Consider the following 13091-nt stretch of genomic DNA (forward strand, 5'->3'; position numbering starts at 1 on the left):
CAGTGTATCGCGGAAATCCTGGCAGTCCTAGTAGGCAGCGTTATGCTTCCGGCAGAGCGGCGTCCTCGAATCACCGGGCGCATGGTCCGGCCAGCGGGCGCCCGGTTTCCTGGCAGTGACACAGGAAACAACAGCAATGGCCAGCACGATGGACGCTACGGCAGTTCAATGCCTTGTTTGAAAGTAACATTCTCATTCTCAATTGCATGGGCATTCCTAGCAGCATCGCGGACGCCGCCCCTGCCCCGATTCCCGCTCGCGGCAGAAGTCTGCATAAGCCTGAGGGGACGACGCCATCTGGGTTCGCCGGAGAAAGCGAGCATACGGCGCTTCGTCGAAAATCTCGCGCAGAGTCGCCAGCAGGATTCGGGCTATCGTGAAGAGGGCGCTCATCCGCGCTCCTCCGCAAGGCGCGTCATCACAAACGGAGTCTCCTTCACCCGGGCCTCTTCCCTTCCGCTCAGAACGCCGATCCATTGCCGCACGGACTCAACCAGCACCAGCGCCACCATCGCAACTAGAACGGCCGTCACGACGGCATCGAGCCGGTTATTGAAGATCAGACGCGCCGTTGCGCTGCTCGGCGGCCCCGCCGCCAAGACCCGCGCCTGTGCCAGAAATCCAACTCGCGGATTCGGATCGAAAATCTTGTGCCACGACGCCGTAAAGGTGACGGCCACCAGCCACGCCAGCGGCACCAGCGTGACCGCGGCATAGCGAGTCCGGTGCGTCTTGATCCTGTTCACTTTGATAATGATCGTCGTGGCCACGCACAGCGCCACCGTCGCGAGCAACTGATTGGCAATTCCAAACAACGGCCACAGCGAATTGATCCCGCCCAGTGGATCTTTCACGCCTTGCCACAGAAAATATCCCCACGCGCCCACGACCAGCGCACTGGTCGCCAGAATCGACGGGTACCAACTCGTTCTCCCTAGCGGTTTGTAAATATGCCCGAGCGCATCCTGAATCATGAAGCGTGCGACGCGAGTGCCGGCATCCAGGACGGTCAGGATGAACAGCGCCTCGAACATCACGGCGAAGTGATACCAGAGCGCCATCACGCCAGCCCCGCCCAGGCTCTGCGAGAAGATATGCGCCATGCCCATAGCGAATGCCGGCGCTCCTCCGGTGCGATTGAACAATGTCTGCTCGCCCACGGCGAGCGCCAAAGCCTGCATGTCGGCGGCGGTCACGGGAAATCCCCAGGATGAAATCGTAGCGGTCGCGGCGATCGCGTTCTGCCCAACCAGGCCTGCGGGACTGTTAATGGCAAAGTACACGCCGGGTTGCAATACGCAGGCCGCAATGATCGCCATGACCGCGACGGCCGATTCCGCCATCATGGCGCCGTAGCCCACCATGCGAGTCTGGGTCTCGCGCGCGATGAGCTTGGGCGTCGTCCCGCTCGAAATCAAAGAATGGAAGCCGCTGATCGCGCCGCACGCGATGGTAATGAACGCAAACGGAAAAATCTTCCCTGCAAACACCGGCCCCGATCCATCCACAAAGCGAGTGAATGCGGGCATGTGCAGCGTGGGATGTAACACCACAATGCCAATGCCCAGCAGCGCAATCGTCCCCAGCTTCACAAACGTGCTGAGATAATCGCGCGGAGCCAGCAGCAGCCACACCGGCAGAGCGGACGCAGCAAATCCGTAAACGATGATCAGTTTCGCGAGCGTGGCTCCCTGCAACGTGAACGCGGCTGCCATCGTAGGATTCTGCGAAGCCCATTGCCCGCCCCGGATCGCCAGCAGCACCAGAATAAATCCGAGCATCGAGACTTCCAGCACTTTACCGGGACGAATCCTCCGCAGGTAAAGCCCCATCAGCAGCGCAATCGGAATCGTCATTGCAATCGTGAACGTGCCCCAGGGACTGTCTTTCAGCGCATTGACGACAATGAGCGCGGCCACGCCAAGCAGTATCACCAGAATCGCAATCACCGCCGTATAGGCCACAAAACCGCCGACGCGCCCGATCTCTTCTTTCGCCATTTCGGTAAGCGACTTGCCATCGCGGCGTACCGAGAAAAGCAGAATTACGAAATCCTGCACACATCCCCCAAAAACAGCGCCGGCCAGCACCCACAAAGTTCCGGGAAGATATCCAAATTGCACAGCCAGCACTGGACCAACAAGCGGCCCCGGGCCCGCGATGGCGGCGAAATGATGCCCGAACACAACCCACTTATTGGTGACCAGAAAATCGCGGCCGTTTTCCAGGCGCTCCGCGGGCGTGGCCCGCAGCCCATCGAGCGCCAGAATTTTCGCCGCGATGAACTTGCTATAAAAGCGGTATCCCAGCGCATAGCAGCACGTCGCGGCCACCACCAGCCACATGGCATTGATCGCCTCGCCGCGACGAACCGCAACCACTCCAACCGCCGCCGTCCCGACCGCGCTTACCGCTACCCACCCCAGCATCGAGAATGTCTTGTTCATGTGCTTCGCCAGTTCGTATCCGCCGCACTCATGTCGATCGAGCTAATGTCCGTCGAGCATTGTGTCGAATCTTGCACGCAAGCGCAATATCCAACGTCTGCGCCAACCACCGATCCCGGCGTCTGCATGAACGATTTTGTATAGGGTCTCCGGCTTTGGCCAGTGCTCATTTAGTGTTACTCTATTGCTTCCGAAAGATGCCTTCCCCTTGCGTTTTGGGCCACTTCGTCGCCCCGACACTCGGAGTGCATCCAGAGGATTTCATCCGCACTTATAACCGACAGCAGCGAGATTCAACAGGAGCGAACATGAAAATCGGTATGTTAACCGGCGGGGGCGATTGTCCGGGGCTGAATGCCGTCATCCGCGCGGTGGTGCGCAAAGGCGTCTTTCACTATCACGATGAATTCCTGGGCTTTATGGAAGGCTGGCGCGGCTTGATCGAAGACAAGAGCATGGTGCTCAACCTGGACGCGGTGGGCGGCATTCTGCCCCGCGGAGGAACCATCCTACGCACCTCACGCACCAATCCGTCGAAACGCCCAGACGGAATTGACCGCTGCACCGCTACCATTGCCAAGCACAAAATTGACGCACTGGTAGCCATTGGCGGCGACGACACTCTATCGGTCGCGCAAAAACTTCACGAGACTGGAATCAAAGTGGTCGGCGTGCCCAAGACTATCGACAACGACCTTAGCGGAACAGATTATACCTTCGGCTTTGATACGGCATGTAATGTAGTCTGCGAAGCCATCGACCGCATCCACACCACGGCGGAAGCCCATAACCGCGTCATGGTGGTCGAAGTCATGGGACGCGACGCAGGCTGGATCGCTCTCTACAGCGGAGTCGCCGGCGGCGCCGACGTGATCCTGATCCCCGAACGCCCCTTCGACATCGCCAAGGTCGCCGAATCGATTCGCCAGCGCCACGAGCGCGGCCGTTATTTCTCGATTGTCGTGGTCGCCGAGGGTGCGAAGTTTTCCTCCGATGCCGGCGCGCCGGTCTTACAGGATATGGGCAAAGACGAATTTGGCCATGCCAAACTCGGCGGCATCGCCAACATTCTGTCCCGCGAAATCGAAAAGCGTACCGGTTTTGAAACCCGCGCGGTTGTCCTGGGCCACATTCAGCGCGGCGGTTCGCCCAGCGCTTTTGACCGCGTGCTCGCCACCCGCTACGGCCTGGGCGCGATCGATATGGTGCATCGCGGCGAGTTTGGCCGCATGGCCGCGCTCCGCTCCAACAAGATTGTCTCCATTCCCCTGAAGGAGGCCATCGCTAAGAACCGTGTCGTCGACAACGAAATGATTCAGATCGTTGACGGCCTCTTCGAAGAGACCAGCGTGAAGGAAGCTGCAAGCAAGTAGCGCGTAAAGGCCAGCCGACGGTGCTTTCGCAGGCGTACATTACTGGCGTGGAGTTGGACGGGGCTTGCCTCACCAGATCCCCCTGAACAGCGATGCAGAATCTTTACGTCCAGCTCGCGCCTTCCCTGGTTGCGATTATCGAATTGGTTTTGCTGTTTGCCGCGGCGGCGCTGATTCTCTTTTCCTATCGGCGAGCGCAGACCTTCTCGCAGTATTCCTCGCGACGGCTTTCCTTTCGACGTCTCGAATGTACCTTCACCCGCATTGCGGCTAATCGCGGACTTGCGGCGTTGGCTGTGGGATTTGCTGTGATAGTACTCCGCGCCGCGCTGATTCCCATCCTCGGAATACCGCAGCCGCGCTGGAATGATGAGTTCAGCTATCTTCTCGCCGCCGACACGTTTGCCCACGGCAGAATCACCAATCCTACTCATCCCATGTGGATTCACTTTGAGAGCTTCCACATCATCGAACATCCAACCTACATGTCGATGTATCCCCCGGGGCAAGGCCTGGTGCTGGCCGCGGGACAAGCGCTCGGGCAGCCTTATCTCGGAGATGATTATCTCGGAGAATGGATCGGACAACTGCTGGTCACCGGGGCCATGTGCTCGGCGCTGTGCTGGATGCTGCAAGCCTGGTTGCCCGCGCGTTGGGCGTTATTGGGCTCAATCCTGGCCGCCTTGCGACTCGGCATTCTCAGCTACTGGATGAATTCGTACTGGTGTGCATCGCTGGCCGCGCTGGGAGGAGCGCTCGTTCTTGGAGCCTGGCCGCGGTTGCGACGCCATCCATCGATGCGGGTATCGATCTTTATGGCGCTCGGCTTGATCATTCTGGCCAATACCCGGCCTTACGAAGGACTTGTTTTTTCCATTCCGATCGCGGCCGCCATGCTCTTATGGATGGCTGGACGTGGTTGTCATGATCTTCCTGATCGTCCAGTTCTTCACGTAACTCTGTCTCGCATAATTGTTCCGATCCTGTTGACGCTCGCGCTGGGGACCATAGCCACAGGCTATTACTACTATCGCGTCACGGGCGATCCTTTACGCATGGCCTATCAAGTGAATCGCGAAACTTATGCGATGGCTCCTTACTTCATCTGGCAAACGCCTCGACCCGAGCCCGAGTATCATCACGAGATCATGCGCCAAGTGTATGAAAGGGAGCTCGCTGAGTTCGAAAAATACCGCACCCTCTCTGGTTTTTTTCCAGGGCTGGGATGGAAACTAAAATCCTGGTGGCAATTTTATCTGGGACCGCTGTTGACCTTGCCGCTGCTGGCGCTCCCATGGGTCGTGCGCCGGCGCAAGATGTTCTTGCCGCTCGTGATCTGCGTCGCGGTCGCGGCCGCGTTTGCCGTCCAGACATGGACTCTCCCGCACTATTTTTCGCCGGTCACTTGCATCCTATATCTCTTGCTGGTCCAGTGCCTCCGCCATCTGTGGCACTGGTGGCGTCCGCTGGGCCGGGAAATAGTCCGCGCAATCGTTGTGGTGGCATGCGCTATGATTCTGCTGCGGGTATCCGCTGCCGGTGTGCACGCCCGCATCGAACCGGCGTGGCCTCGCGGAAACCTGGAACGCGCCGCGATCCTGCACCAACTCCAACTGCGTCCGGAGTCTCAACTCGTAATCGTCCGTTACGGTCCGCATCATGACCTGGACAAGGAATGGGTATACAACGAAGCCAATATCGACACCGCCAAAGTGATCTGGGCGCGCGACATGGGCAGGAACGATAACCAGGAATTGCTCGAATACTTTCGCGATCGGAAGGTATGGATGGTCGACGGCGACAGCCCAAGTCCGCAGCCGCTGCCCTACCCCGATTGAACCTCTCGGCCATGCTCTAAACGGATTACGGCTTTCTCCCGACCCTCATGCCAGCAAGTCAGCCACCGCTCCTTCGACCTCCTTTGCTGATCTTGCTGCTGATTTGCTCGGCTGGCATGTGGACGTATTGGAATCGCGCGCCAGCCGCACTGCATGCGGCGAATATCCGCACGGGATTGCCGCAGGCGAATGCATTGACCGACCTCTATCCACGCTGGTACGGCTCTCGGGAACTGCTGCTCCATCATCGCGACCCCTACGGAGCCGAGGTGAGCCGCGAGATTCAAATCGCCTACTATGGCCGCGCGCTCAATCCGTGGGTGCAAACCGACCGGCTTGACCAGGAGCGATTCGCTTATCCGCTTTATGTTGTGTTTCTCTTGCTTCCTATCGTGCCTCTGGAGTTCGCGACGGTGCGAATCGTCGTGTGGTGGTTTCTGGCCGCCGTGACGGCCGCCAGCCTTTGGTTCTGGCTTCGATTTCTGCGTTTTCACCTTTCCATCATTGACCTAGTGGCAATTCTCATCTTGGCTCTTAGCAGCATACCGGTGATGCAGGGCTTGAGTTTCTTGCAGTTGGGTCTGCTGGTCGCCGCCCTAATAGCTGGTGCGGCCGCGTGCGCCGCCAGCGGACAACTCTTCCTGGCGGGAATGCTAATGGCCGTCGCAACCATCAAGCCGCAGATGGCGGTACTCCCGATTGCGTGGTTCCTCTTGTGGACCGCCGGCGCATGGAGACCGCGAAGACTTCTATTATTCGGTTTCGGCGCGACACTTGCCGCACTGATTCTGGCCTCCGAGCTTCTGCTGCCAGCGTGGATGATCCGATATCCCAAATCGCTTACAGCTTATTCCGAATACACCAACTCGAAGTCGTTCCTCGGCACGATCTTCTCGGCAAACTGGTCCTGGGTGATTGCAATCGTTGCCTTGTTGGCGGTTGGCTGGCTCGGCTGGAAGGTGCGGCGCGAACCGGCGGATTCCGTCTGGTTCGCAATCGTCCTCGCATTCGTGCTGTTACTCACGGTCACAGTGGTCCCGACCGTAAATGCATCCTTCAATCAAGTCCTGCTGCTGCCCGCGTTTTTGCTGGCGTTCCAACACCGGCGAGAACTTCTGCGAGGCAGTCGCCTGCGCCACCTCACTCTCTACGCAGTTACCGGACTTGCACTTCTTCCCTGGCTGCTGGCGCCGATCGTGGCATTGGCGCGGCCCGATCTTCGAAACCCCTTGTACTCAGTGCTATGGTCTGCTCCACTCTTGTCGAGCTTTGCGCTTCCGCTAGCGACGGCCGCAATTCTGATTTTGCTCGGTAGCGGACTCGCCCGGAATTCCGTGGACACTAATGCGGCGCAGACATGACGCTGACAACCACAACCAGGTCTGCCTCGTGGCTGACGTCGAAGCGCCTGCGTGCTCATGGCGCGATTCTGGCCCTGTGCCTGTGGTCCTTCTACGCATGGAATATTGCCACTCCAAGCCTGCGCGACCGCAATAGCAATCTGAAGGGAACAGATTTTCTTCACTTCTACACGCTGGGCACGCTTGCGATCACACACCGCGGGGCTGACTTATACAATATGAACGCCCAGGCAACTCTCGCGGCAGAACGCATACCGGAAAGCGAAGGCATCCAGTATTTACCTTCGTATCCACCGCAGGTATCCATCTTCTTCGCGCCGCTGGCGCGTCTTTCCTATGGATGGGCGTTGGCTTTGTGGTGGATTTGTAGCGTGGCACTCTATGGCGCCTGCTGCTATGCCGTGTGGAAAGCCTGTCCGCGGCTGCACGATTTTGGCGGCATTATTCTTCTTCTCGCCTCGGCATTTCCCGCCTTCTTTCACTTGATCGCGTGGGGGCAGACGTCGGCGATCGCCCTCGCCTGCTTCACGCTGATGTTTTTTCTGCTGCGCGCCCGGCGTGATTTCCTTGCAGGCATCGTTCTCGGTTGCCTGATCTTCAAGCCGCAACTGGGCGTAGCCGCGGCCGTCGTTTTCGTAACCACTGGAGTGTGGAAAGTAGTCGTTGGAGCCGCTGTCTCCGCCGCAGCACAGATCTTCGCAGGAGTTCTCTATTACGGGAGCGAACCACTCCGGCAATGGTTGCGCACGCTTCGAAATGTGCGAACCCTGTGGCCTCTGCTCGAACCCAAGCTCTACCAGACACATTGCCTGCGTACTTTCTGGTCGATGCTCCTGAAAGGCCTCGTACCCTGGCCGGAAGTTGCTCTCGGCCTTTATCTGTTGAGCGCGGCCGGGGTACTCGCCCTGACCATCGCATGTTGGAAACGACGCCCTCTTGTGCCGCTGCATCTGAAATATTCGGCGCTGCTCCTGGCCAGCGTGCTGGTCGCGCCGCATCTCACGGTTTACGATCTGGTGATTCTCGCCCCAGCCTTTCTCCTGCTGGCCGACTCGATCTTGACTCTGCCGCTCACGCCACCCAAACGACGCCTGGCAACGATTTTGTACTTCATTTACATTCTTCCGCTGATCGGACCGTTCACGCGCTGGACGCATGTTCAGCTTTCGGTCATCGCGATGACGGCTGCGCTGTATTCAATCTGGAAGATTTCCCTCCGAGTTGAAGCTGTAGCCTCGAGCGTATGAAGCGGGCCGGACGATTATTCGTGCGTGCCATATAGAAATTTTAGCGCTTCCGGAAACCGCCGGGCCCATGCGGATTCGTGGTGCGTTGCAGCCTCCTCGATCACCAACTTCAGTCGCGAATCGTCCAATCCTCCGCGCCCCAGGATCGCTGCCAACTCGCGCACGTCATCCACCATGCTCTGATCTTTATCCCTGCGCCCGGCTTCGGCGCTTCCGGTCGCAAGGAAGACTCGTTCCGGCCATCGCTTCACGCCCCGACTCTGCCGAATCAACTGCCGGTTCGATGCCCACAGCGAAGGACTCTCCAACAACAGTCGCCCAATCACTCCCGGACGTACCGTCGCCGTGTAAAGCGCGATCAGAGCCCCCAACGACGACCCGCCCAGTCCGGTATTCTCCGGCCCCTGGGCCACTCGGTAGTAGCGATTGATGAAGGGCATGACTTCCTTAAACAGAAAACTCGGATAGCGCGTGCCCTGTGCCCGCCACATGCTGGGATGCAGCGAACGATGCGGCATGTACTCGCGAATGCGTTCCCGGCCGCTGTTATCCATGCCCACAATGATCATGGGAGGAACCGCGCCTTCGCGAATCAACCGGTCGGCGGTTTCATCCACCTGCCATTCCACGCCGTTAAAAGACGACGACGACTCGAAGAGATTCTGACCGTCATTCAGGTAGAGCGCCGGATAATGGCGTCCGGAACTCTCAGCCTCGTCATAGCCCGGAGGCAGCCATACCCGCAGGAATCGGGTATTCCGAAAAACCTGGCTGCGAAATTCATGCAGCCGCAAATCTCCCGTCGCCGACTGTGCGCGGATCACCTCGCCAGGCGCTGGCGAGCCATAACTTTCAGATTGCTCGATTTCTTCCATCCGGAAAAATGCCTTATCAGAATACAACGGCGCGGCTCTACTTCAGGCTCTCGGAAACTCACTCCGCACCTTCAATGCGATAGCGAGAAGGCAGATCAGAACAATCAGGAGTAGCGAGGTCAGGCACAGAACGCACCACGTCATCAACTCATACGCTTCGATGTACGTCAGATAAAGCGCAAAGGCCAGTCCTGCAATCGCCGTTCCCAGCAGCCGGTTTGGCGTCTCCGCGCGAGAGTTCCAGAAGGTAGCCAGCATGAACAGCACGCCGTAGCCCGCGACGCCGATCCCCGCCACCGGAATCCCTTCAATCGTTGAGTACTCGCTCCGGTTGACGATGTCGCAGCTGAATTTTTGGCCAAACTCGCAATACGCAGTTGCAGACTTAGCGTAGTGCCGCTCCAGCGATACGGCCGACACGACGACACCAGCGACCGACAAGACGGCGATGACTGCGAAGAGCATGCGATTGCGCGAAGCCGACACGGTCATGGCAGGCTACAGCCGGTCTTATCGCTCAGCGCCTCCAGTGACAAAACTCCCTCATGCGGGGGATCGGTCCCGAACTGCCAACTGGGAAAGAGCTTCAGACCCGCGGCCTTGCATTCCGCCGTCTCTTCCGAGGTACCCTTCACCGCGCACTCTACATACGGCACGTAGTGGAACGCGTCGCCAAACATCGCTTTCTGGTCCAGACAATGCGGACAGTAGTAAAGTCCATACATTTTTGCATGCTTTGCCGCCAGACATTGTGCGAAAGCATCGTATTTATGATTTTGATAGCGCCGGTAGTAGCGGCCTCCTAAGAATGCTGCGGCCAACAGAATCAAGATAATGGCGTAGTTGCGAATCTTCTTCTTATCGCCGCTGGCCTCGGCGTCACGCTCGCCTTGCCGCTTTCGCCTTTCTTCAGACATGATTCTTCCTTATATCATGCGCGTTCGACCCCGATTTTAAACGAGCCGATTTTGGACAGAACGATCAAGCCACAACCTTCAACGCTCCCGGCAACACGTCCAGTTCTTCGCAATGCAGCGTCAGCACCTCGCCGTCGACCATTACGTCGACCGGCGCCTCGAGATTGAATTCAATGTGCGACGCGCTCTTGCGCTCGGCCAGCGGATGTTGAATATGCGTCCCGTCATACAACCGCGGCAAATTGCGGATCAGCCCCAGTCGACCAATGGGCCCCCAGCGAACGTATTCAACCAAACCATCGTTAATCTCGGCGTTGGGCGCAATCATCATCGTCCCACCCGTGAACTTGCTGTTGTTAAAACTAAGGAAGAGGCAGCGCCGCTCATCGAAACCCTCTTTACCCTCGACGCGAACCGGAAACGGCCGGCGATGAAAACGCGACAAAGTCAGAAAAATCGATGTCAGATATCCCAACTCGCCCCAATCGCTGAAACGCCGCGCCCGCAGCGTGGCCACATCTGCCGCAAAACCCATACTCAACAAATTGATGAAATAAATTACGCCGTCGCGATGCCGCAAACGCATCACGTCGCAGTCCCGCGACTTGCCAGCCAGCAGAGACTCGATGCCGTGTTCCACGCCGCGATGACTGAAGTCGCGCAGAAAAGAATTTCCCGTGCCCAGAGGCAGAAACGCCAGCATCGGACGCTCTTCTCCCCGCTCTACGCCCGGTATCCCGCCCAGCGCCTGCGGATACAACCCGTTCACGATTTCATACGAAGTGCCATCTCCGCCGACCGCTATAAACTTCCGGACGCCTCTTCGATACGCATCGCGAGCCATCTCCGTTGCCTGCCCCGGCCTGCTGGTCTCGCTCAATATGACTTCAATGCCGCCTGCTCGTAACCGCTCCAGCGCGGGGCCGAGCAGTTTACGGCTGCGCCCACCACCCGCCGCCGGATTCACAATCGCAAGATAAGTGGTCCCCACGTTACAGTTGCACCACGGCCGTCCGCTCCGCCGACCTTCCAATCTCCTCCGCCAGCCCTTGTCGCTTGATTTTCATCGAGGCGGTCCGCGGAAAGTCCTTCTCCCAGATCAAATATCCCCCCACCCGCTTGAAGTCAGGCAGTCGCCGATTTCGCATTACTATATCTTCCAGCAACTGATTGTCGAACTTCTGATTCTGCTCCAGCCGCAAGATGAAGACCAGGCTCTCCCCCCCGAGTTCCTTCTTCGGCCAGATATAGTTTGCCGCAAACACCGCATATTCTTTGACCGGCATTCCCTCGAAAGCGTTTTCTATATCTTCGGGATAAATATTCTTCCCGCCCTCGGTGACGATCATATTTTTCTTGCGCCCCAGCAGTTGCAGATGTCCACTGCCGTCAAACCGGCCCAGATCGCCCGTCAGCAGCCAGCCATCGACGATCGTCTCCAGCGTAAGCTCGGGATCGTCGAGGTAGTGCGACATCACCGTCTTGCTGCGCGCCGCCACTTCCCCGACGCCCTCCGCATCCGGATTCAGAATCCGCAGCTCAACTCCCGGCAGGGGCTTGCCGACAGTATCGGCGCGAAATGGTTTAAGATCGTTGAGCGTCAGCGCAGTTCCCGCCTCCGTAAGCCCGTAACCATTCACTACTGGAATGCCGAGATCGTAAAAGAACTGCATGGTCGAAGGCTCCATGAAAGCGCCGCCTGTGATCAGCGCCAGCACTTCACCGCCAAAACCGCGATGCACATTCGAAAGCAGCATGCGGCTCAGCTTCACATTCGGCCGGCGGTGCGTCAGCGCCCGGTTAGTCGCGATCATCGCATTCAGAAATGCCCGCTTCCACGCTGGCAACTCGTCGAACTTAGCGCGCAGTCCGCGTTCCAGATTCTTCACGATCATGGGCACCAGCGACACATAGGCGATGCGATAGCGCACAAAAGCATCGCGCACAAACTCCGGACGCAGCGTGCGCAAGTGCACCACGCAAGCTCCGCACACAAACGGACCGATGAAGCCCACCATAAAATCGATGGCATGATTGGTCGGCAGAATACTCAAGTACCGCACTCCCGGCCAAAACGGATACCACGCGGTCAGCGCCCGGCACTGCTCCAGATAATTTTCGTGAGTCAGCACGCAGCCTTTCGGTCGCCCGCCCGTTCCCGACGAATAAACGATGCATGCGACATCATCCTTCTGGCGCATGACGAAGTCAGGGGCGCCCCTGCGCTTGAAATCTTCCCACCGAAACGCGCCCGCCAGATCCACGCCCAGTGGAGCCTCGGTCACGAGCACAATACTGGTGGCAATTTTCTGGAACTCGGCTGACTCCATGATCGCGCGCCACAAATGGTACTCAATGACCAGCACCTTGGCCTTGGAGTGAGCCAGCAGTTGCAGGTGCTCGGCCGCTGTGAGCTTGTAGTCCAGCGGCACCAGCACTCCGCCACAATAAAAAACCGCATACGCCGAGATCAGCCATTTCGACTGATTCGTCATGATGATGGCGGCGCGGTCTCCGGCGTCGAAGTCTGCATCCTCCAGCGCGCGCGCCAAAGGAAGCGAGATCTCTTTGAAATCCGAATACGTCAGGCGTACTTTTTCACGATCGCGGTCCGCCTCAATCAGGCAGACCTCAGACGAGAATCGATCCAGTGCCTCGCGCAACGCTGCGCCTAGACATGTGTATTGGCGGAGATCAAGCATAGGTTGCGCACCAGAATATGAAGCATCCTGCGATGTGCCTTTGCCATCGACAATCGAAAATTAAAAATAAAGAATGAAGGTCACAGCCGGGCCTGAATCTTCGCGGCCAGCGTGCGGAAATCGCTCACTCCCTGCAGTTCGTAATCCGGCAACTCGACGTGGAAGTGATGTTCCAGCTTGGTGAGCAGATCCAGCGTCTGCAGGCTGTCGATCCCGAGCGCCTTGAAGAAGTCATCGTCAGGAGACAACTTATGGCGCGGCACGTTGAAGTGGGCCGCAGCTAGCGTGAGTATCTCGTCCAGCGTTTTTTCAGCGGTTTCCATAAGCAGTT

Annotated in this window: 12 protein-coding genes; 4 read left to right on the plus strand and 8 right to left on the minus strand. The window is 58.2% G+C overall.

Annotation, left to right across the window (positions count from 1 at the left end; all coding sequences use genetic code 11):
- Window positions 1-216 precede the first annotated feature (216 nt).
- Entirely contained in the window at window positions 217-393 is a 177-nt protein-coding gene (locus VGM18_07765) for a hypothetical protein (GenBank protein ID HEY3972886.1), read from the minus strand.
- Window positions 390-2447, minus strand: coding sequence for a carbon starvation CstA family protein (locus tag VGM18_07770; protein HEY3972887.1), 2058 nt, complete (start codon window positions 2445-2447; stop codon window positions 390-392). The genes VGM18_07765 and VGM18_07770 overlap by 4 nt, the downstream gene beginning before the upstream one ends.
- A gap of 308 nt (window positions 2448-2755) precedes the next feature.
- Between VGM18_07770 and VGM18_07775 the strand changes: the two genes are divergently transcribed.
- The 4 genes from VGM18_07775 (at window position 2756) to VGM18_07790 (ending at window position 8266) form a co-directional block, all read left to right on the plus strand.
- Complete coding sequence (locus VGM18_07775) at window positions 2756-3820, plus strand: ATP-dependent 6-phosphofructokinase (GenBank protein HEY3972888.1); 1065 nt, start codon at window positions 2756-2758, stop codon at window positions 3818-3820.
- Between the two features lie 92 nt (window positions 3821-3912).
- Window positions 3913-5658 carry a hypothetical protein gene (locus tag VGM18_07780; protein HEY3972889.1) on the plus strand — a complete coding sequence of 582 codons (1746 nt, stop codon included), beginning with the start codon at window positions 3913-3915 and terminating at the stop codon, window positions 5656-5658.
- Window positions 5659-5741: 83 nt separating this feature from the next.
- Window positions 5742-7019, plus strand: coding sequence for a glycosyltransferase family 87 protein (locus tag VGM18_07785; GenBank protein HEY3972890.1), 1278 nt, complete (start codon window positions 5742-5744; stop codon window positions 7017-7019).
- Complete coding sequence (locus VGM18_07790; protein ID HEY3972891.1) at window positions 7016-8266, plus strand: glycosyltransferase family 87 protein; 1251 nt, start codon at window positions 7016-7018, stop codon at window positions 8264-8266. Before VGM18_07785 ends, VGM18_07790 begins: the two co-directional genes overlap by 4 nt.
- Before the next feature lie 14 nt (window positions 8267-8280).
- Here the strand turns inward: VGM18_07790 and VGM18_07795 are convergent, their stop codons facing one another.
- From VGM18_07795 to VGM18_07820, 6 genes are all read right to left on the minus strand, one after another.
- Window positions 8281-9168, minus strand: a complete 888-nt coding sequence (locus VGM18_07795) for an alpha/beta hydrolase-fold protein (protein HEY3972892.1) — start codon at window positions 9166-9168, stop codon at window positions 8281-8283.
- A gap of 15 nt (window positions 9169-9183) precedes the next feature.
- Window positions 9184-9633, minus strand: coding sequence for a vitamin K epoxide reductase family protein (locus VGM18_07800; protein HEY3972893.1), 450 nt, complete (start codon window positions 9631-9633; stop codon window positions 9184-9186).
- Window positions 9630-10058, minus strand: a complete 429-nt coding sequence (locus tag VGM18_07805) for a hypothetical protein (GenBank protein HEY3972894.1) — start codon at window positions 10056-10058, stop codon at window positions 9630-9632. Before VGM18_07805 ends, VGM18_07800 begins: the two co-directional genes overlap by 4 nt.
- 64 nt (window positions 10059-10122) lie before the next feature.
- A complete protein-coding gene (locus VGM18_07810; protein HEY3972895.1) occupies window positions 10123-11049 on the minus strand; it encodes a diacylglycerol kinase family protein in 927 nt (308 codons plus the stop codon).
- 1 nt (window position 11050) lies between these two features.
- Window positions 11051-12760 (minus strand): AMP-binding protein, encoded by a 1710-nt coding sequence (locus VGM18_07815; GenBank protein ID HEY3972896.1) that lies wholly within the window; start codon window positions 12758-12760, stop codon window positions 11051-11053.
- 80 nt (window positions 12761-12840) lie between these two features.
- Window positions 12841-13083 carry an acyl carrier protein gene (locus tag VGM18_07820; protein ID HEY3972897.1) on the minus strand — a complete coding sequence of 81 codons (243 nt, stop codon included), beginning with the start codon at window positions 13081-13083 and terminating at the stop codon, window positions 12841-12843.
- Between the last annotated feature and the right edge of the window lie 8 nt (window positions 13084-13091).

It is taken from the genome of Candidatus Sulfotelmatobacter sp., assembly GCA_036500765.1.
GTDB lineage: Bacteria > Acidobacteriota > Terriglobia > Terriglobales > Acidobacteriaceae > Sulfotelmatobacter.

What these genes read in the sequence shown, in the direction of transcription:
- VGM18_07765 (HEY3972886.1), bottom strand. Translation starts at nt 393, where the DNA reads ATGAGCGCCCTCTTCACGATAGCCCGAATCCTGCTGGCGACTCTGCGC.
- VGM18_07770 (HEY3972887.1), bottom strand. Translation starts at nt 2,447, where the DNA reads ATGAACAAGACATTCTCGATGCTGGGGTGGGTAGCGGTAAGCGCGGTC.
- VGM18_07775 (HEY3972888.1), top strand. Translation starts at nt 2,756, where the DNA reads ATGAAAATCGGTATGTTAACCGGCGGGGGCGATTGTCCGGGGCTGAAT.
- VGM18_07780 (HEY3972889.1), top strand. Translation starts at nt 3,913, where the DNA reads ATGCAGAATCTTTACGTCCAGCTCGCGCCTTCCCTGGTTGCGATTATC.
- VGM18_07790 (HEY3972891.1), top strand. Translation starts at nt 7,016, where the DNA reads ATGACGCTGACAACCACAACCAGGTCTGCCTCGTGGCTGACGTCGAAG.
- VGM18_07800 (HEY3972893.1), bottom strand. Translation starts at nt 9,633, where the DNA reads ATGACCGTGTCGGCTTCGCGCAATCGCATGCTCTTCGCAGTCATCGCC.
- VGM18_07805 (HEY3972894.1), bottom strand. Translation starts at nt 10,058, where the DNA reads ATGTCTGAAGAAAGGCGAAAGCGGCAAGGCGAGCGTGACGCCGAGGCC.
- VGM18_07815 (HEY3972896.1), bottom strand. Translation starts at nt 12,760, where the DNA reads ATGCTTGATCTCCGCCAATACACATGTCTAGGCGCAGCGTTGCGCGAG.
- VGM18_07820 (HEY3972897.1), bottom strand. Translation starts at nt 13,083, where the DNA reads ATGGAAACCGCTGAAAAAACGCTGGACGAGATACTCACGCTAGCTGCG.